We start from the raw sequence: 18361 nt of genomic DNA on the forward strand, positions 1-18361 counted from the left end.
TCTCCCCTAGCTGGTTGCCTTGGCAACAAGATCGCGAATTGCCAATGGCGGCCCGGCATCAAGCGGCCGCCAATCGGTCAGCTCCGAGTATGCGATCATGCGCTGGCGCGTCGTGTACTTCGGGTGGCAGGTGGTCATGGTGAGAATGGAGTCCGTTGGTTCGGCACCCCACTCGTGCGGCACGGGAAGCAGGACCTCCCCAACGGAGGGATTCACGATCTCCGTCTTGGACCAGGTGTAGGTGTAATAGCCGTCCTTGGTCTGGAGGTAGATCTTGTCGCCCTCGTGGAGCTTGTCGATGTCCCAGAACACCTGGCCATGCGTCTGGCGGTGCGCCGCCACCGCGAAGTTTCCCTTTTCTCCGGGCTGCTGGGTGTTCGGGTAGTGCCCGATGCCCAGGTTGTTGATGACGTCGTCCCCCACCCCGTTGGTGACCGGATGGTAGGTTCCGTTCGATCCCCACGTCGGGAAATACATGATGCCGAAGGTCTCCCCCGACCCGAATTCGGACACCGGCGCCGGGCCGTAGTCCTTGCCGTCGTCCTTGACCTCCGGAATGACCACTTCGCCGAGGTTTTGAACCAGATTGTTCGTGACTTCCTGCTGGGCCTGGGCCGAATCGATGTTTGTCCACCACAGTTCCCACGCCACGTAGAGCATGAGCACGATGCCGAGGGTAATCAGCAGCTCACCGAAGAACCCGGCGATCCGGCTACCCACTGACTGCCGAGGGCGGGTCGCTCGGCGGCCTGTCGCGGTTGCGGCACGGTTCACGTCGATCATGCTCCTTGTTTAAGGGCGGGCATCGGTAAAGGCGCAAGCTCCTTGGCGAGGAGTCGTTCCGACTCTCTGGGCAGGACGCATTACCGTTAGTATGGAAGCTACGCAGGAAAACTGGAACGATGCGAACGTTCTCCTGCACCTAGCGTACCGGGAGGATCCAATCGTCTCCCACATGTACTACATTATGCGGAAGAAGCTAAGGGAGCATTCGAGTGCCGGAGTCAAAGCCACGACGCAAGAACAAGCCACAGTCCCAGGAGAACCAGGGATCCCATGCCGTGGATAAGCCGATGCCCGCTTGGTACAAGCCGGTGATGTTCGGCCTGATGCTTCTGGGCCTGGTGTGGATCATGGTCTACTACATTTCCCAGACCCTGTTCCCGATCCCGAACATCGGCGGCTGGAACATCGTCATCGGCTTCGGCATTGCCATGGTTGGATTCTTCATGACCACAGGCTGGAAATAGACCCACATTAGTGGCTGACGGCTTTCAGGCCGATCACGCATCCAACCAGGCCGAGAATGAAAACCATCTTCAAAATGGTCACCGGCTCCTGCCCCGTGGCCATCGAGTAGATGACGGTCAGCGATGCACCGATCCCCACCCAGACCGCGTAGGAGGTTCCGGTGGGGATTTCTTTCATTGCGAAGGCTAGTCCGCCCATGGAAAGCAGCAGTGCCACGAAGAATACGACGGTGGGGACCAGCCGCGACAATCCGTCGCTGAGCCCCAGCGCAGTCGCCCAGACGGCTTCAAAAATCCCGGAAACAATCAAGACAAGCCAGTACATCGCCAGATTCCTTCTCTGGCCGTCTTGTCGTGATCCCGGGTACGGCTCCATCGTCCGGATGCGGACCGAAGTGCCCGCTTGGCATTCAGGTTAGCAAATCCAGGCCGCTCTCGCTGGCCACCTGAAGCAGTGTGGATTCCAAGCGTCCGAGAATCTCCGAATCCACGGACCAGCGCTGAAAATACAACGGGACGTCGATGAACCACCGATCATCGAGCTCTTCGAGCCCGTGAACTTGAGCGAGTTGTTGTTCGGGGACCATCCCCCATCCCATGCCCGCCTGGATCGCGCGCAAGAACTGCCATGAATCCGGAACCATGTGCACTGCCCCGTGCCGCTGGCCCGGATCCAGCCCCAGCTGCTCCAGCAAATGGTGCTGCAACCGATCTTCGCGGTCGAAAATCATCATGGGGGCGGTTAGGAATCCATCGGAGGATCCACGGGCGAAGTGCTCCCGGGCCATCCCGGGGGTGCACGCTGCTCGATAGCGCAACGCGCCGAGCTTGCGGACAGTGCATCCTTGGGCGGCAACCGAGCTATTGGTGACCACCGCGCTGACCCGCCCGCTGCGCAAGGTGTCGAGGGATCGACTCTCATCCATGCGCAGGATCTCGACCGAAACATCGGTCCAGCGGGCCAGCTCGTCGAAAACCGGCGTAAACCAGGTCGATAGCGAGTCGGCATTCACTCCCACGGCGATCTGCTGGTGGCCTGTCAGGGAGATCTCGTAGGAGAATTCTGCGCTCAACGCCGCAATTTGCCGCGCATACCGCAACACCTTGATTCCCTGCTCCGTCGGAACCACAGGACGGCTGCGCACGACCAGCACGGCCCCCAGCCTGTTCTCCAGTGCCTTAATCCGCTGACTCACGGCAGAGGCAGTAATCCCCAGATCAATGGATGCATCATCGAAGCTTCCAGCATCCACGACGGCCAACAGCGTCTGCAGGTGTTCCACATCGAATTTCACATTAGATACCCTAATGCAGAATCAGAAACTTAAGTTCGACATCATCTTGTTGATTTTCGTACTGTCATTCCATGATCAACGCTTCCCTCCTTCTCGGACTCTCGACGGGACTATCGCTCATTGTTGCCATCGGAGCGCAGAACGCGTTTGTCCTGCGACAGGGAATTCGCCGCGAACACATCCTGCTGACGGTGGTGCTTTGCGCACTGTCCGACGTAGTACTCATTTTCGCGGGCATAACCGGCGTGGGCATGGTTGTGGAGCGAGCTCCATGGATCCTGACGATTGCCCGCATCGGCGGAGCAATCTTCCTGATTTGCTATGCTTTTTTTGCACTGCGACGCGCCATCGCTCCATCGGGCATGGATTCGTCGAGCACCTCAGCACCAACCACTGCATGGTCGGTTGCCGCGACGGCGCTGATGCTGACATGGCTCAACCCCCATGTCTACATCGACACGGTGCTCCTGCTCGGCTCCATCGGCGCATCCCAGGGCGAAGCGTCTGGCGCCTTCGCGGTGGGAGCGATGCTGGCAAGCGTGCTTTGGTTTACCGCGCTGGGGTATGCAGCGCGCTTCCTGTCCAGATTCTTCGCCAAGCCCACCGCCTGGCGGGTTCTGGATGGCCTCATCTGCATCTTCATGTCGTCATTCGCCATCATGCTCTTGGCACCACTTTTCACCAGTTAACCAACAACTATCCACACCTATCCACAGGCGTTGTGGATAGCCCGTAGTCACAACTTGTTCACAACGTTATCCACAGATGGGGACAACATGGGCATTTGTGTTTAATTTAGAGCAAAGCTCCATGTCAGAGGGTTTTTATGCAACAAATTAGTTGTGTACAAAAGTTATTAACACTGTGGATCCCTCTTGTGGAAATGCCCATTTTACCGAGCAAGCGGTAGCACTCACCTGTTTCGTTTAAAGATTCGAACCGCAGGTTATTAACAGGTTTCCCGTTCGTAGACGCGATATCTACAGCCGTGTTTAAAAGTTATCCACAGCTGGGGAGAAAGGTGTGAGTATCTACGATTCGGGAGGCTTATTCCCTGGGATTGCAGTCAATCCGGGCTGTTAATAACTTCGCCGACGCAGAGTTACACGGGTGTAAGTTATTAACAGTGTGGATAAGCGGTGTGGATATCTTTGCTGGCGTGTTTTCGAATCAGGCCAGAGGCCACTTAGCCGATTCGACGGCGAGATAGGTTGAAACAATCATGACCACGCTCAATGCACCCAAGAGCGAAAGCTGAATCTTCGAACGCTGTGGATTACTCCTAGGAATCAACATGATGCAAGAAGCGGCGACAATGCCGGCCACCGCGCCGCCGAGGTGGGCCTGCCATGAGATTCCCGAAACAACGAAGCCGAGGACGACGTTAAGCGCCAGAATAATCGCCATTTGGCGCAGCGCCTGCTTGTTGCCTCGCAGAACTACGAACGTAGCCAGGAAGAGGCCCGCCAAGGCGCCGGAAGCGCCCAGTGTTGCCGTCGTGGCCGGGCTCAGAAGCATGACTCCCAACGAACCGCCCAATGCGCTGAGAAGGTACAGCCATGTGAATCGAAGCCTGCCAAGCCGAGGTTCGAGAAGCATGCCGAAAATGTAGACGCCGTACATGTTCATGAGAATGTGGAGGAACGATCCTGTGGAGTGCGCGAAGGCACTGGTGAGCAGGCGCCATGGTTCGTAGGCCGCGATGGCCGGGATCAGCACCAGATCCTTGGTAAAGCCGGGAATAATCCACTGCAGCAGGTAGACGAACACATTCAGCCCGATGAAAATCATCGTGACCAGGGGTGCGCCGGTGCGCAGACGGCCGCCGAATTGCGTCTTCTGCGTCGGAATATTCTGATTCGCCTGCCTCACGCATTCAACGCACTGAACACCGACGGGTGCAGGGACTTGGCACTGCGGGCAAACTGGACGCCCGCAGCGGTTGCATGAGACATACGAGACCGTCTCTGGATGCCGAAAGCAGGTTGGCTGGGAGTGGCCTTGAGGATTCACTTGCCCGTAAGACATTTGGTTTTCTACCTAGCGTTGGGTTGAACAGTCGTGGTTAAGCATCGAAGGCCCCGTCGACTCCACTAAGGGAATCGCCGGAGCCTTCGAATCGCGGGACGAAGAAGTTACAGGGTCTCGATGTCGATCGAGTTGATAACTACGTCTTCCAGTGGCTTGTCGCGGCCATCGGTGGCAACAGCATTCAGAGCGTCGACAACCTTGCGGGACTCGGCTTCGGTGACTTCACCGAAGATGGTGTGCTTGCCCTGCAGCCAGGTGGTTGGAACGGTGGTGATGAAGAACTGCGAACCGTTGGTGCCGCGGCCCATGCGGATGCCTGCGTTGGCCATGGCCAGCTTGTAAGGCTCGTTGAAGTTCAGTTCCGGGTGGATCTCATCATCGAACTGGTAGCCTGGGCCACCGAAGCCCTGGCCCAGTGGGTCGCCGCCCTGAATCATGAAGTCTGCAATGATGCGGTGGAAAATGGTTCCGCTGTACAGCGGGGTGTTGGTCTTCTTGTCACCGGATTCCGGGTGAACCCACTCCTGCTCACCGGTGGAAAGGCCGACGAAGTTGCTGACAGTCTTTGGAGCGTGGTTGCCGAAAAGATCGACAACGATGTCGCCCAAAGAGGTGTGAATCGTGGCTTTGTGCGTTGCGTTTGCGGTCATGCTCTTATTCTTCCATGAGCACGGCCCGAGCCGCGAAAAGCGGCCTACGCGGTCAGTGAAAATTTCGGGCAATTTTCGATGCACGGCGGCCAAACGCTGGCTCCGGCAGTGGCATGTGCCTAGGCTGGAGGTGTCTGTTCGACAACAGCTTGAATCAAGAGGGAGCAAACATGAGCAAGAAGAGCAATGCTGGAAAGCTACTAGCCGTAGGCCTAATTGCCGGACTCGTCGCATTGCTGGTGGCCGCTTGGAAAGCGTCCAAGCCGGTTGAGGACCCATGGGAAAACGAGCCTGCCAGCGCCGAGCCGCAGCAGCCGGTCGCGTCGCGCGAAGCGACTGTCGACGAAGTACGCGAAATTCTGAGCGAAGACCAGTAACTGGGTCACGCCGCGGTTTTAGGCGGTACTTGGCCTCTGACCACGAGAACCAGCCCCAACAGGATCACTGCAAGTCCCAGATAGGTCGCTGTCGGCACGACTTGCCCTAGTACCAGCGCCGCAAGCAGAGCGGCGCCTGGAATCTCGAGCAGGATCAGCGTGGAAACTGTCAGCGGGCCCAGCACATTGAGCAGGTGGTTCATGGCCGTGTGCCCGAGCAGCTGGGCGCAGACGGTAAGCAGGATGATTCCAAGCCATCCGGTGGCGTTGAATCCCCAGACCGGCTGGCCGGCCACCAGACAAAGCACCAGCAGAATCACCGCGGTGATGCCGTAGCAGCTGGAGGAGTACGTTGCCGTGCCCATGGTCTTGCGTGCCGTGGCACCCGCCAGTGTGTAAATGGCGGCAAGCACACCGCCAGCAAGGGCGAGCAGGTCTCCGATAATTGCATCGCAGCCCTGTCCCAGATCGAAACCGGTAATCAGCACGACTCCCAAGATCGCAATGCCCATCCCGAAGAAAACCGGCTTGCGGTACCGGACCCCGCGCGATGCCTGGAAGAGCGCGATCCATACACCTTGGATGCACACTAGGGCGGTGCCGGCGGCGACGCTGGTCAGGCGCATCGAGTACATGAAGCACACGAAATGCAGTGCCAAGGCGACACCGGCGACGCTGGTGAAGAACCATTCACGGCTCGTGATCTGCCGATAGGACTGCCGGTTCCTCTTGAGCACGGGAACTGACAGAACGGCGGCAGCTGCGCCATTGCGCCACAAAGCCATGGACAGCACGGGAACCTGGGGAAATGCAGCGATGATCGGGCCGGAGGCCGAAATCCCCAGGATTCCCAGTGCAGCAAGCAAAAATGTCACAGGCTAAGATTACCCGTTGTTGATACCGCTCTTAAATCGTTTGCCGCAATCCCGATGTAGCCTGCGAACCGGGTCCAGAAAATACATTCTTTTATATGCATATATATATGTCATAAGCTATTTTAGGCTATATTGCGCGCGTCGCTTCCTTCGCCAGAAGGCTGCGATTATGGCTCCTGACAAGTTATGCCACACGGAGAATACTGCAGCGGGAAGAGCTGCTTCGGGCGTGAAATACTGCTTCGCCAGCCCGCCGGCAAGACCGGAATTCTGCATCCCGACTTCGATGGCGATCGTCCGCCGGGAAGCCTCAGGTACCCGTAGCAATTTTCCGATGCCGTAGCCGAGCAGCAGTCCGAGACCGTTGTGCAGGACAACTGCCACGAAGATCAGCAGCCCTGCGGACAGGATCGCCTCGGAGCTGCCAGCCACGATGATGGTCACCACGATGGTGATGGCCGTGACCGAGAGCCAGGGCAGGGCCGCCAAGATCCTGAGCACTGCTTTGTTGAGAAGCATCCGAAGCACGATGCCAAGTACCACTGGAATCAAGACGACCTGGAGGACCGTTCCTGCCATGGACCGGGCGTCCACCGGCAGATACTGGCCGGCAAGCCAGAACGCGAGCAACGGAGTGAGAACGGGTGCAGCAAGAGTGGACAGCGACGTCATCGCCACGGAGAGCGCCACATTCCCCTTTGCCAGGTAGGCGACGACGTTGGAAGCGGTACCGCCTGGTGCGCAGCCAACCAGGATCAGACCGGCAGCCAGGGCAGGATCCAGGTTCAGCCCCCACGCCACCAGCCAGCCCATCGCCGGCATCACGACAAACTGGGCAGCGACGCCGCCGAGCACCGGAAGCGGATTCTTTAAAACCAGTCCGAAGTCCGGCAGGGTGAGCGTTAGCCCCATGCAGAACATGATGATCATCAGCAGTGGATTGATCCATGACGACAGCCCGGAAAAAGCATGGGGGACCAGGACTCCGGCGACGCCGCCGAGCAGGATCAGAGCAGGGAAGAGCAGCACCGCGATTCGCGAATTGCTCTCGGTCTTCGTCTGGGTCGCGTCGATGTCTCGGCGCATTGCATCGTCATTCAGCACCCTGACATCCTGCCAACTATTGGCGCTTGGTTTCAACTGGGGACAGCACCAGCCGAATATTCCTGTTCATGCGTCCTGCAATTCCAGTTCATTTCATGGCCATCTGCAGGGCCGAAGCTGTAGGTGTGAAAGTAGCAATCATCGCTGAATCCTTTCTTCCACACGTCAACGGGGTTACCAATTCGATCCTGCGGACCCTTGAGCATCTGGCTCTCAGGGGCCACGAAGCCGTCGTCATCGCCCCAGCAGGCTCGCTGGCCAACGAGTTCAGTGGGAAGGCAGTTCCCAAGCGCTACCGAGGGTTCCGCGTCATCACCGTACCTTCGATACCGCTGCCGACGTATCCCGACGTACGGCTGTCCACTGCCTCGTGGCATAGGCTGCGAAGGATCCTGCGCCGGGAGCAGGTGGAACTGGTTCATCTGGCCAGCCCGTTTCTCCTGGGCTGGAGTGCGCTGCGTGCGGCCGGCGAGCTCGGATTGCCGACCGTTGCGATATACCAAACGGAAGTTCCCACCTATGCGGCGCGCTACAAGTTCCCCTGGCTGGCCGACAGGCTCTGGGAGCATGTCAGGGCCGTCCATAGCGCTGCGGACCTGACGCTGGCCCCCAGCAGCTTTTCCATGGCCCAGCTGGATTCGCTCGGGATCCGCAACCTGGAATTGTTCCGCAGGGGAGTCGATACCGCGCTGTTCTCGCCCGGCCGGAGGAACGAGGCCTTCCGCAAAACCGTTGCACCATCCGGAGAGCGCCTCATCGGCTATGTTGGCCGCTTGTCGGCCGACAAGCAGGTCGAGGACCTTCGGGCACTCAGCGAGCTGCCTGGAGCGCGTCTGGTGGTCGTGGGTTCGGGCCCCCAGTCGCTCGAGCTGCGGGCACTGATGCCTAAAGCCCATTTCACCGGGTTCTTGTCCGGCATCCAGCTGGCCGAAATCATGGCATCCCTTGACGTCTTCGTGCACCCGGGGGAGTCGGAGACCTTCTGCCAGACCATCCAGGAAGCGATGGCCAGCCGCGTCCCGGTGGTTGCCGTGGGCAGGGGCGGCCCGCTGGATCTGGTGGATTCTTCGCGAACGGGGTGGCTGTATGAGCCAGGACAACTCGACGAGCTCGCCTACCGCGTCAGCGACCTGGTCTTCGACGATGGCAAGCGCGAGGCGTTCGCCGCTGCCGCGCTGGGAAGCGTGCAGGGAAGGAGCTGGCAGAAGATCGGCGACGAGCTGCTCGAGCACTACAAATCGGTGCTCAGGCGCCAGGGCAGCGCAACGGGCCCGGCTCTGGTTGGGAGCCGGCGCTTGGACAAGGGCCGGGGTTAACGAACAAACGACGGAAAGCTTTTGCTTTCCGTCGTTTTCTGGTGTGGAGCCTAGGAGATTCGAACTCCTGACATCCTGCTTGCAAAGCAGGCGCTCTACCAACTGAGCTAAGGCCCCCGATGGCCGGAATAAACTTACCGGCCGATCTGGGTTAAAGCAAAAACGGAAAGCTTCCGCTTTCCATTTTTCCTTTTTGTGGAGCCTAGGAGATTCGAACTCCTGACATCCTGCTTGCAAAGCAGGCGCTCTACCAACTGAGCTAAGGCCCCAAAAGCATTAGGAAACTTTATCGGCTACCTGGTGCCAGGTATCCTTGGTTTCCGAAGAAGCCTTGACCTTCTTGATCAAAACTGCCGCTGCAGTTGCGATCGTTGCGAGAACCAGGAACTTTTTCATTACTTCCTCTTTCCCTCCAGCAAGGATTCGGTGGGCGTACCAAGACTTGAACTTGGGACCTCTTCGTTATCAGCGAAGCGCTCTAACCGCCTGAGCTATACGCCCTTGCTTTTGTTTTGTTCCCTTCGGAACGAAATAAAACTTTACCGGGGTTTTTACGAAGATACAAATCGAGCCCGGGTGTCATGCGTCACAGCATGAATCCCGGGCTCGACTTGGGTGATTCTAGTCGTCTGTGAGGGTGACTCCGGCGCCGCCAACCAGCGAGGAAGCGATGTTGTACAACACCGATCCCAGCATGGCGACCACCGAAATCACGACCACGTTGACCACGGCAAGAATGGTTGCATAGGACGCCACCTGGCCCAGGGACATCGAATCGCGCAGGTCGAAGCTGTCTTCAGCGCCAATGGCATCGCGCATCAGCTGGTTGAAGGCATCGAACGTTCCGCTCAGGTCCAGCACGGCCCAGATGCCCACCGCGGCGACCACGGTGATGACGCCGAAGGCCACCGAGAGCAGGAAGGCGATTTTCAGGACCGAGAACGGTTCAACCTTGGAAACCAGTAGGCGGGCCTTGCGGACCTTCGCCTTCGGCGCAGGACGCACCAGGCGCTCCTGACTTCCAGCGGGACGCTGCTGGCCGGTTGGGCGTGGAGCGGATGGGCGGGGCGCTCCGGCCGGACGCTGCTGTCCGGCGGCCGGGCGCTGGCCCGGTGCTGGGCGGCTGCCGGCGGTCGCAGGTCGCTTTACCTGGGTAGGCCGCGGCGCTGCGCTCTTCGGGGCACTGCCGCTGGGGCGTGGCGTCGAGGGCGTGCTCATGCGTTACCTCCGTTAGTGGTGTCATCTTCTGCGGACTCGGAAATGCTTTCCGACGTGCCTGATGACTCATTGGTGATGTTTTCCGGATCCAAGATTACGGTATCTTCCTCCGAGTTCTCTTCAAGCTCGGTTTCAGTATTCTTGGCGACCGCGATGATCGAATCCTTCTTGTCGGGCTTCGCGAAGATCACGCCCATGGTGTCGCGTCCCTTGGAAGGAACCTGCGAAACCGCGGAGCGGACCACTTTGCCCGAGCCCATGACCACCAGCACCTCGTCGGTCTCGTCGACGATCATGGCGCCGACCAGTTCGCCGCGTTCCTCGTTGAGCTTGGCCACCTTAATGCCCAAGCCGCCGCGGGATTGCACGCGGTATTCCTCGACCGTGGTGCGCTTGGCGTAGCCCTCGTCGGTCACCGTGAACATGTAGGAGCCTTCGCGGACCACGTCGGCGGCGAGCAGTTCGTCGCCGTCGCGGAACTTCATGCCGGTCACGCCGGAGGTGGCGCGGCCCATCGGGCGCAGCGCTGTGTCGGTGGCGGTGAAGCGCACCGACTGGCCCTTGCGCGAGACAAGCATCACATCATCGGATTCGCTGACCAGCTGCGCGGAGACCAGTTCGTCGTCCTCGCGCAGGTTGATGGCGATCACGCCGGCGGTGCGGTTGGTGTCGTAGTCCTCCAGGCGGGTCTTCTTCACCAGGCCGTTGCGGGTAGCCAGCATCAGGTACTGCGCATCCTGGTAGGTGCGCAGGTCAAGCACCTGGGCGATGTGCTCGTCCGGCTGGAATGCCATCACGTTGGCCACGTGCTGCCCCTTGGCATCGCGGCCGGCCTCGGCCAACTCGTAGCACTTGGTGCGGTAGACGCGGCCGTGGTTCGTGAAGAACAGCAGCCAGTTGTGCGTGGAGGTAACGAAGAAGTGTTCCACCACGTCGTCACCGCGCAGGGACGCGCCCTTGATGCCCTTGCCGCCGCGGGCCTGCGAACGGTAGTTGTCGATGCGCGTGCGCTTGACGTAGCCGCCTCGGGTGATGGTGACGACCATTTCCTCTTCGGGAATCAGGTCCTCGACGCTCATGTCGCCGTCGAAGCCCATGAGGATCTTGGTGCGGCGGTCGTCGCCATGCTTGTCCACGATCTCGGCCAGCTCTTCCGAGACGATGGTGCGCTGGCGCTGCGGATCGGCGATGATCGCCTTGAATTCGGAGATCATGCGCTCGAGCTCTGCATGGCGGTCCTGGATCTTCTGGCGTTCCAGGGCGGCCAGGCGGCGCAGCTGCATGTCGAGGATGGCGCGGGCCTGTTCCTCGTCGATGTCCAGCAGCTCCATCAGCCCGTCGCGTGCCGCCTCGGTGGTCGAGGAACGGCGGATTAGGGCGATGACCTCGTCCAATGCGTCCAGCGCCTTGAGCAGGCCGCGCAGGATATGCGCCTCTTCCTCGGCCTTGCGTAGGCGGTACTGCGTGCGTCGGACGATGACTTCAATCTGGTGGGTGACCCAGTGGCGGATGAATCCATCCAGCGGCAGGGTGCGCGGCACCCCGTCCACGATCGCCAGCATGTTGGCGGAGAAGTTGGACTGCAGCTCGGTGTGCTTGTAGAGGTTGTTCAGCACCACCTTGGCCACGGCATCGCGCTTGAGCACGATCACCAGGCGCTGGCCGGTGCGGCCCGAGGTCTCGTCGCGCATGTCCGCGATGCCGGAGATCTTGCCGTCGCGCACCAGCTCGGCGATCTTCACCGCCAGATTGTCAGGGTTGGCCATGTACGGCAGCTCGGTGACCACCAGGCAGGTGCGGCCCTGGATTTCCTCCACGTTGACCACAGCGCGCATGGTGATCGAGCCACGGCCGGTGCGGTAGGTATCGGAAATGCCCTTGGTGCCAAGGATCATGGCTCCGGTCGGGAAGTCCGGGCCCTTCACGCGCTGCATCAACGCCGCCAGCAGTTCCTCGCGCGACGCTTCCGGGTTCTGCAGGTACCACTGCACGCCCTCGGCGACCTCACGCAGGTTGTGCGGCGGGATGTTGGTGGCCATGCCCACGGCGATGCCGGAGGAGCCGTTGACCAAGAGGTTCGGGAAACGCGCCGGCAGGACGGTGGGTTCTTGGTTCTTGCCATCGTAGTTGTCCTGGAAATCAACGGTGTCCTCGTTGATGTCGCGGACCATTTCCATGGCCAGCTGGGCCATCTTGGTCTCGGTGTAACGCTGGGCGGCCGCACCGTCATTGCCCGGGGAACCGAAGTTGCCCTGGCCCAGGGCCAGCGGGTAGCGCATGACCCAGTCCTGGATCAGGCGGACCAGCGCATCGTAGATCGCGGTGTCGCCATGCGGGTGGTACTGGCCCATGACCTCGCCGACCACGCGGGCGCACTTGTTGTACGCGCGCTCGGGGCGGTAGCCGCCGTCGAACATCGCATAGATGACGCGGCGGTGCACCGGCTTCAGGCCGTCGCGCACATCCGGCAGCGCGCGGCCGACGATCACGGCCATGGCGTAGTCAAGATAGGACCGCTGCATTTCTGCCTGCAGGTCGATCTGGTCAATGCGCCCGCCCTCGTGCGCTATGACCTCGCCGTCCAGCGGTTCGTTCTCAGGGGTCTGCTCGTCGCTCAATTTCTTCCCTTACACATCAAAAAAGTTCTACGGTCCGCGGGTGGTATCGCCTAGATATCCAGGAAGCGGACGTCCTTCGCGTTCTGCTGGATGAAGTTGCGGCGGGACTCGACGTCCTCGCCCATCAACACGGAGAAAATCTCGTCCGCGGCGGCGGCGTCATCCATGGTGACCTGGCGCAGCGTGCGGCGGTCCGGGTCCATGGTGGTGTCCCACAGCTCGGAGTAGTCCATCTCGCCCAGGCCCTTGTAGCGCTGGATCCCGTTTTCCTTCGGCAGGCGCTTGTTGGCGGCGGCGCCGGCGACCAGGGCTGCGTCGCGTTCCTTGTCGGTGTACACGTAGTCGTGCGGGGCATTGGACCACTTGATGCGGTACAGCGGCGGGCTGGCCAGGAAGACGTAGCCCTGCTCGATTAGCGGGCGCATGAAGCGGAAGATCAGGGTCAGCAGCAGCGTGGTGATGTGCTGGCCGTCCACGTCCGCATCGGCCATCAGCACGATCTTGTGGTAGCGCAGCTTGGACATGTCGAATTCTTCGCCGATGCCGGTGCCGAAGGCGGTGATCATCGCCTGTACCTCGGCGTTGCCCAGCGCGCGGTCCAGGCGGGCGCGTTCAACGTTCAGGATCTTGCCGCGCAGCGGCAGGATCGCCTGGGTATGCGGGTTGCGTCCGCGCTTGGCCGAGCCGCCTGCGGAGTCGCCCTCCACGATGAACACTTCGCACTCGATTGGGTTCTTCGAGGAGCAGTCCGAGAGCTTGCCGGGCATGCCGAAGGATTCCATGGGGGACTTGCGGCGCGCGTTGTCGCGGGCCTTGCGCGCGGCCATGCGGGCCTGGGACGCCAGCTGCGCCTTGCGGATGATGTCCTTGGCGATGTTCGGGTTGCGGCCGAACCAGTCGCCGAGCTCGTCGTTGACCACACCCTGCACGAAGCCGCGGGCCATCGAGTTGCCCAGCTTGGTTTTGGTCTGGCCTTCGAACTGCGGCTCGGAAAGCTTCACGGAGAGCACCGCGGTCAACCCTTCGCGCACGTCGTCGCCGGTGAGGTTGTCGTCCTTTTCGCGCAGGATCTTGTTCTCGCGCGCGTAGCGGTTGAGCAGGCTGGTTAGCGCGGCGCGGAAGCCCTCTTCGTGGGTTCCGCCCTCATGGGTGTTGATGGTGTTCGCGTAGGTGTGCACCGACTCCGCGTAGGCGGTGGTCCACTGCATGGCGATTTCCAGGCTGATGCCGCGGGTGGTGTCCTCCGCTTCGAAGGCGATGACCTCGTCGTGGACCAGCTCGACTTTCTTGGCGGCGTTCAGGTGCTTGACGTAGTCCAGCAGGCCGTCCTTGTAGAGGTAGTCGACGCGGCGCGGCTTGACGACCTGGTTCTCGATCTCCTCTTCGACCTCGGCCTCTGGCTCGGCGACCTCCGGCACGCGCTCGTCGGTGAGGGTGATGCGCAGGCCCTTGTTCAGGAACGCCATCTGCTGGAAGCGGGCGCGCAGGGTCTCGAAGTCGAAGTCGATGGTGTCGAAGATTTCCGGATCCGGATAGAACGTCTGGGTGGTGCCGGTCTGCTCGGTGGCCTCGCCCTGGGTCAGCGGAGTGGTGGTGTGCCCGCCGTTGGAGTAGCCGATGCGCCAGGCATGGCCCTGCCGGCGGACCACGGTGTCGACCTTGCGGGACAGCGCGTTGACCACGGAGATGCCCACGCCGTGCAGGCCGCCGGAAACCGCGTAGCCGCCGCCGCCGAACTTGCCGCCGGCGTGCAGGATGGTCATGACGACCTCGACGGTGGGCTTGCCCTCGGTGGGGTGGATGTCCACGGGAATGCCGCGGCCGTTGTCTTCGCAGCGTACGCCGCCGTCGGCCTGCAGGGTGATGTTGATGGTGTCGCAGTAGCCGGCCAGCGCCTCATCGACGGAGTTGTCAACGACTTCATAAACCAGGTGGTGCAGGCCGCGGGGGCCGGTGGAACCGATGTACATGCCCGGGCGTTTGCGTACCGCTTCGAGTCCTTCGAGGACGGTAATATCCTGGGCGCCGTATGTGTGCTCGACTTTGGAAGTCATCGATTCAGCAGGTACTGGGATGTTGTCCGGTTCCTGCGGTGAAGCGTTTTCGGTAGACACGGGTGCTACGAACTCCTCGAATTTGGCGCGCGACCACCATGCGCGGTCCGAGCCCGGACGCGTTCAGCGATCTTGGTCTGGAGCGACCTAGACGCGGGTTAACCCACGGCACAGTCAATTCACTACCCCTAATTCTACCGCCTATAGCAAAATTATCGGGGATTCTGTGGCCTAAATCAGCCGCAGAAGGCACAGAATCGACCATCTGAGCGAGTTTGAGTGATCATCTGAGGGGGGATCCAGCCGGGAGGTGCGTTAGACCGCCATATGCCATGCCAGCATTTCTAGCCGTAGGTGTCCCGGGGGCCGCGGCCGGCCACCGATCTCGAGCCGTGGCGCCACGTCGGGGCATTCGGACCGAGCACCCGGATCACTGTCACGATGCCGGGGCCGAGCTCGGCATCGAATTTCTTCAGCAGCTGGTGGCTCAGCAGCCTCAGCTGGGTCGCCCAGGACGTGGAATCGCAGCGCACCACGACCACGGTGTCCTCGAACGACTCGGGGCGGCAGTGCTTGGCGATGTTTTCGCCGACCAGCTCGTTCCAGCGGCCGAGCACCGATCCGACGGCCACCTGGGTGCTCCAGCCCCGGGATTTGGACATCCTGGCCACCACTGCGCCGATGGACCTCGGGTCGCGGGGAGCGTCCTCGTCCGTGGTTTTCTTGGCGGACCCCAGCGTATTGCGGGAGAGCTGGCGTTTGCGCACCTTGGCCATGCGGGCCGCGTCCAGACGCGATTCGCCGCGCTCCTCGGCGAGCTTGCGCATTCGGTTGAGCAACGCCTTGGCGGCGTCGATTTCCGGATCCAGGCGATGCTCGTCGTCGAAGTTGTGGCTAGGCATCGACAACCTGCCCAGGGGAGACCTGGAAGAAATGCCCCTTCAAAGCCTCGGGAACGTCTTCCACCACGGCAGCTGTGACCAGCACCTGTTCGGCTCCGGCGACGATATGGGCCAAGCGGTTGCGGCGCGTTGCATCCAGCTCGGCGAACACGTCGTCAAGGATCAGGATCGGCCCGGAGCCCGGACGGGGGTCGTCGTCGCCGAAGACCCGGTAGGCAGCTAGACGCAGCGACAACGCAAAGGACCAGGTTTCACCGTGCGAGGCGTACCCCTTGGCCGGCGCCGCGCCGAGGGTGAGGACCAGGTCGTCTCGGTGCGGTCCGAACAGGGAAATGCCGCGGTCCAGCTCGCGGGAGCGGTTCGCTTCGATCGCAGACAGCAGCAGATCCTGGATTTCCTCTTGGTCCAGGGATTCGAGGTCCCGGGCCGGCAGGCTGGCATCTTCCACTTCGCCTTCGAGCGACGAACGGTATACCGCGCTGGCTTCCTTCGCGCCGTCTGCAAGATCCGCATAGGCGGCCTGCATGTAGGGGCGCAACAGCGACAGGACGTTCAGCCTTCCGCGGATCAGCCGCGCTCCGCAGGCTGCCAGTTGCAGATCCCACGCCTGCAGCGTATTTTCCTGCGAGGCAGTCAGCTTGGACTTGCCGCGGATCGACTTGAGCAGCGCGTTGCGCTGTTTCACGATGCGTTCGTAGTCGTTTTTGGTTCCGGCCTCGACCGGGCGCAGGGCCACCAGCAGTTCATCGAGGAAACGGCGGCGGTTCGATGGGTCGCCCTTGATCAACGCAAGATCTTCCGGTGCGAACAGCACCGTGCGAACCATGCCAAGGATTTCCCGGGCACGCACCGGATTCGCCCGGTTGATGCGCGCGCGGTTGATCTTCCCGCTGGTGATCTCCACCTCGAGCTGCGTTTGCTGGTTTCCGCGATGCAACGTGCCTCGGATCAACGCGCGGTCGGCGCCGAAATTCAAGAGCGGAGCATCGTTGCTGACCCGATGGGAAGCAAGATTTGCCAGATAACCGATGGATTCGACGATGTTGGTCTTGCCCACGCCGTTCGGCCCCACCAGGACGTTGATTCCGGGAACAAGGTGCACGTCGGCTTGCGCATACGAGCGGAAGCTCGTGAGGGAAAGCTGCGAGATATACACCGGAATCCTGACAGGAAGAAGCGGTGGGCGGCAGTTGCCGCCCACCGAGAATTTGCTAGTTGGAGTTCGGCAGTCGAACTGGCATGACCAGGTAGCGGTACTGGTCCTGATCCTCTTCGTCCAGCTTTTCCTGGCCTGTCAACATGGCCGGCTTGGGTGCGCTGGTGAAGGAGAAACGAACGAAATCAGTGTTGAAGGAGTTCAGGCCCTCGGAAAGGAAGGTCGGGTTGAACGCCACCACAATGTCTTCACCCCGCAGGGCGGCGACAATGGCTTCTTCCGCCTGTGCATCCTCTCCGGTGCCGGCGTCCAAGGTCAGCTGGCCGTCGGTGAATGCCATGCGTACCGGGGTATTGCGTTCGGCAACGACGGAGACACGGCGTACGGCCTCGATCAATTCACTGGTTCGCACGGTGGCATAGATTGGGGTGTCGCTAGGGAACAGCGAACGGATCTTCGGGTATTCGCCGTTAATCAACAGCGACGTGGTGCGACGGTTCGTGCTTTCAAAGCCGATCATTTCGCCATTCTGGCTGATGGCCAGCTTGAGCTCACCTGAGCTTGAGAGGGTCTTGGCAACCTCGCTGAGGGTTTTGGCCTTGATCAGGAACGAAGTCGAGATTTCCGACTGGTTTGGAGTCCAGTTCAGCTCGCGCATGGCCAGACGGTAGCGGTCGGTGGCTAGGAAGGTGATGAGATCGTTTTCGATTTCAACCTTGATACCGGTCAGCACCGGGAGGGTGTCATCCTTCGATGCGGCCACGATGACCTGCGAAACGGCTTCGGCGAATGCCTGTCCGTCGATGGTGCCTGCGATTTCAGGCAAGGCCGGCAAGGTTGGGTATTCATCAACTGGCATGGTGGCCAGATGGAAGCGCGAACGGCCGCAGGTCAGGGAAATCTTCGAACCCTCGGTTTCAAGGGTGACCGTGGAATTCGGAAGTGAACGAGTGATCTCTGCCAGCAGCTTGCCGGAGACCAGGATAGATCCCTGCTCGGAGATGTCCGCTGGAATCTCGATGTGGGACGAAATTTCGTAATCGAATCCCTCAAGGCGAACGATGCCCTCGTGGGTAGTGATCAGAATGCCAGCCAATACAGGCGAAGGGGGCCGCTGCGCCAAGGACCGGGCGGTCCAAGATACGGCGTCTGCCAAAACATCCTTTTCAACGCTGAACTTCACGAAAAATCCGCCTTTCGAAACCCATAAGTCTTAAGTCAGGCCAAGAAGGTAGTTTCCCGCCAAGTTCTTAAGCATAGATCAGGTAGTTGCACGTTCTCTGCAAATAATTTTGCCACGTCCCTCCGACGCTGTCGCAGCGAAGGGGTCAAAGTGTGGAACAGCCAACAAAAATTTGGGTTCTGCACAGTTCCGAAGTCCTGGGCGGGGAGTGGACTCGTTATTTGGATGAATAGGTCTTAAAGGTAGAAGTGTTAATAACCCTTGTGGATACTGTGGATAACCGCCATAGCGTCAGATCTGGTGCAGATTGTGCATGTGAACAAGATGTGATT

At 60.5% G+C, this 18361-nt stretch carries 18 protein-coding genes, 3 tRNA genes and 1 riboswitch; of the genes, 4 read left to right on the forward strand and 17 right to left on the reverse strand.

Translation table 11 applies throughout. From position 1 onward, the window contains the following. Window positions 1-6: 6 nt before the first annotated feature. Window positions 7-774 carry a class E sortase gene (locus C1H84_RS09390; protein WP_113607393.1) on the reverse strand — a complete coding sequence of 256 codons (768 nt, stop codon included), beginning with the start codon at window positions 772-774 and terminating at the stop codon, window positions 7-9. 221 nt (window positions 775-995) lie between these two features. Here C1H84_RS09390 and C1H84_RS09395 point away from each other — a divergent pair, with 221 nt between their 5' ends. Further along, on the forward strand, window positions 996-1250 hold the full coding sequence (locus C1H84_RS09395; RefSeq protein ID WP_047120583.1) for a cell division protein CrgA: 255 nt from the start codon (window positions 996-998) through the stop codon (window positions 1248-1250). Window positions 1251-1257: 7 nt separating this feature from the next. On the opposite strand, the gene C1H84_RS09400 is transcribed toward C1H84_RS09395, so the two are convergent. Continuing rightward, window positions 1258-1575, reverse strand: a complete 318-nt coding sequence (locus C1H84_RS09400; protein ID WP_113607271.1) for a DMT family transporter — start codon at window positions 1573-1575, stop codon at window positions 1258-1260. Window positions 1576-1589: 14 nt separating this feature from the next. Continuing rightward, window positions 1590-1658, reverse strand: a riboswitch (guanidine-III (ykkC-III) riboswitch). A gap of 2 nt (window positions 1659-1660) precedes the next feature. Beyond that, on the reverse strand, window positions 1661-2545 hold the full coding sequence (locus tag C1H84_RS09405; protein ID WP_047120581.1) for an ArgP/LysG family DNA-binding transcriptional regulator: 885 nt from the start codon (window positions 2543-2545) through the stop codon (window positions 1661-1663). Between the two features lie 71 nt (window positions 2546-2616). Here C1H84_RS09405 and C1H84_RS09410 point away from each other — a divergent pair, with 71 nt between their 5' ends. Next, window positions 2617-3234, forward strand: a complete 618-nt coding sequence (locus C1H84_RS09410; RefSeq protein WP_113607272.1) for a LysE/ArgO family amino acid transporter — start codon at window positions 2617-2619, stop codon at window positions 3232-3234. A 481-nt stretch (window positions 3235-3715) separates the two neighbouring features. Here the strand turns inward: C1H84_RS09410 and C1H84_RS09415 are convergent, their stop codons facing one another. Beyond that, window positions 3716-4417 carry a rhomboid family intramembrane serine protease gene (locus C1H84_RS09415; protein ID WP_052772560.1) on the reverse strand — a complete coding sequence of 234 codons (702 nt, stop codon included), beginning with the start codon at window positions 4415-4417 and terminating at the stop codon, window positions 3716-3718. Window positions 4418-4680: 263 nt separating this feature from the next. Next, on the reverse strand, window positions 4681-5226 hold the full coding sequence (locus C1H84_RS09420) for a peptidylprolyl isomerase (protein ID WP_047120578.1): 546 nt from the start codon (window positions 5224-5226) through the stop codon (window positions 4681-4683). A 170-nt stretch (window positions 5227-5396) separates the two neighbouring features. Between C1H84_RS09420 and C1H84_RS09425 the strand changes: the two genes are divergently transcribed. Beyond that, window positions 5397-5603: a hypothetical protein gene (locus C1H84_RS09425; protein ID WP_047120577.1), complete on the forward strand. Its 207-nt coding sequence runs from the start codon at window positions 5397-5399 to the stop codon at window positions 5601-5603. A 5-nt stretch (window positions 5604-5608) separates the two neighbouring features. Here the strand turns inward: C1H84_RS09425 and C1H84_RS09430 are convergent, their stop codons facing one another. Both C1H84_RS09430 and C1H84_RS09435 read right to left on the reverse strand, forming a co-directional pair. Continuing rightward, window positions 5609-6478 carry a DMT family transporter gene (locus C1H84_RS09430; RefSeq protein ID WP_047120576.1) on the reverse strand — a complete coding sequence of 290 codons (870 nt, stop codon included), beginning with the start codon at window positions 6476-6478 and terminating at the stop codon, window positions 5609-5611. Between the two features lie 117 nt (window positions 6479-6595). Further along, window positions 6596-7564, reverse strand: coding sequence for a bile acid:sodium symporter family protein (locus C1H84_RS09435; RefSeq protein WP_047121025.1), 969 nt, complete (start codon window positions 7562-7564; stop codon window positions 6596-6598). Between the two features lie 143 nt (window positions 7565-7707). Here C1H84_RS09435 and C1H84_RS09440 point away from each other — a divergent pair, with 143 nt between their 5' ends. Next, window positions 7708-8898 carry a glycosyltransferase family 4 protein gene (locus C1H84_RS09440; RefSeq protein ID WP_244910870.1) on the forward strand — a complete coding sequence of 397 codons (1191 nt, stop codon included), beginning with the start codon at window positions 7708-7710 and terminating at the stop codon, window positions 8896-8898. A 44-nt stretch (window positions 8899-8942) separates the two neighbouring features. Here the strand turns inward: C1H84_RS09440 and C1H84_RS09445 are convergent. From C1H84_RS09445 to dnaN, 10 genes are all read right to left on the reverse strand, one after another. Next, window positions 8943-9015 (reverse strand) — tRNA-Ala (locus tag C1H84_RS09445). Between the two features lie 79 nt (window positions 9016-9094). Next, window positions 9095-9167, reverse strand: a tRNA-Ala gene (locus C1H84_RS09450). A 7-nt stretch (window positions 9168-9174) separates the two neighbouring features. Next, a complete protein-coding gene (locus C1H84_RS18400; protein WP_209550362.1) occupies window positions 9175-9294 on the reverse strand; it encodes a DLW-39 family protein in 120 nt (39 codons plus the stop codon). A 31-nt stretch (window positions 9295-9325) separates the two neighbouring features. Next, a tRNA-Ile gene (locus tag C1H84_RS09455) sits at window positions 9326-9399 on the reverse strand. A 120-nt stretch (window positions 9400-9519) separates the two neighbouring features. Then, window positions 9520-10116, reverse strand: a complete 597-nt coding sequence (locus C1H84_RS09460; protein WP_047120575.1) for a DUF3566 domain-containing protein — start codon at window positions 10114-10116, stop codon at window positions 9520-9522. Next, window positions 10113-12734 (reverse strand): DNA gyrase subunit A, encoded by a 2622-nt coding sequence (gyrA, locus tag C1H84_RS09465; RefSeq protein WP_047120574.1) that lies wholly within the window; start codon window positions 12732-12734, stop codon window positions 10113-10115. The genes C1H84_RS09460 and gyrA overlap by 4 nt, the downstream gene beginning before the upstream one ends. Window positions 12735-12784: 50 nt before the next feature. Continuing rightward, window positions 12785-14788: a DNA topoisomerase (ATP-hydrolyzing) subunit B gene (gene gyrB / locus C1H84_RS09470; RefSeq protein WP_200899427.1), complete on the reverse strand. Its 2004-nt coding sequence runs from the start codon at window positions 14786-14788 to the stop codon at window positions 12785-12787. 344 nt (window positions 14789-15132) lie between these two features. Beyond that, window positions 15133-15690 carry a DciA family protein gene (locus tag C1H84_RS09475; RefSeq protein WP_113607394.1) on the reverse strand — a complete coding sequence of 186 codons (558 nt, stop codon included), beginning with the start codon at window positions 15688-15690 and terminating at the stop codon, window positions 15133-15135. Next, complete coding sequence (recF, locus tag C1H84_RS09480; RefSeq protein WP_047120572.1) at window positions 15683-16846, reverse strand: DNA replication/repair protein RecF; 1164 nt, start codon at window positions 16844-16846, stop codon at window positions 15683-15685. Before recF ends, C1H84_RS09475 begins: the two co-directional genes overlap by 8 nt. A gap of 55 nt (window positions 16847-16901) precedes the next feature. Continuing rightward, window positions 16902-18029 (reverse strand): DNA polymerase III subunit beta, encoded by a 1128-nt coding sequence (gene dnaN / locus C1H84_RS09485; protein WP_113607275.1) that lies wholly within the window; start codon window positions 18027-18029, stop codon window positions 16902-16904. Window positions 18030-18361: the final 332 nt, after the last annotated feature.

Origin of the sequence: Glutamicibacter soli (genome assembly GCF_003309065.1) — a bacterium.
GTDB classification, from domain to species: domain Bacteria; phylum Actinomycetota; class Actinomycetes; order Actinomycetales; family Micrococcaceae; genus Glutamicibacter; species Glutamicibacter soli.

Bases quoted from the DNA above. Each gene is read 5' to 3' on its own strand.
- C1H84_RS09400 (WP_113607271.1), bottom strand. From the start codon at position 1,575: ATGTACTGGCTTGTCTTGATTGTTTCCGGGATTTTTGAAGCCGTCTGG.
- C1H84_RS09410 (WP_113607272.1), top strand. From the start codon at position 2,617: ATGATCAACGCTTCCCTCCTTCTCGGACTCTCGACGGGACTATCGCTC.
- C1H84_RS09420 (WP_047120578.1), bottom strand. From the start codon at position 5,226: ATGACCGCAAACGCAACGCACAAAGCCACGATTCACACCTCTTTGGGC.
- C1H84_RS09425 (WP_047120577.1), top strand. From the start codon at position 5,397: ATGAGCAAGAAGAGCAATGCTGGAAAGCTACTAGCCGTAGGCCTAATT.
- C1H84_RS09435 (WP_047121025.1), bottom strand. From the start codon at position 7,564: ATGCGCCGAGACATCGACGCGACCCAGACGAAGACCGAGAGCAATTCG.
- C1H84_RS18400 (WP_209550362.1), bottom strand. From the start codon at position 9,294: ATGAAAAAGTTCCTGGTTCTCGCAACGATCGCAACTGCAGCGGCAGTT.
- C1H84_RS09460 (WP_047120575.1), bottom strand. From the start codon at position 10,116: ATGAGCACGCCCTCGACGCCACGCCCCAGCGGCAGTGCCCCGAAGAGC.
- gyrB (WP_200899427.1), bottom strand. From the start codon at position 14,788: ATGACTTCCAAAGTCGAGCACACATACGGCGCCCAGGATATTACCGTC.
- C1H84_RS09475 (WP_113607394.1), bottom strand. From the start codon at position 15,690: ATGCCTAGCCACAACTTCGACGACGAGCATCGCCTGGATCCGGAAATC.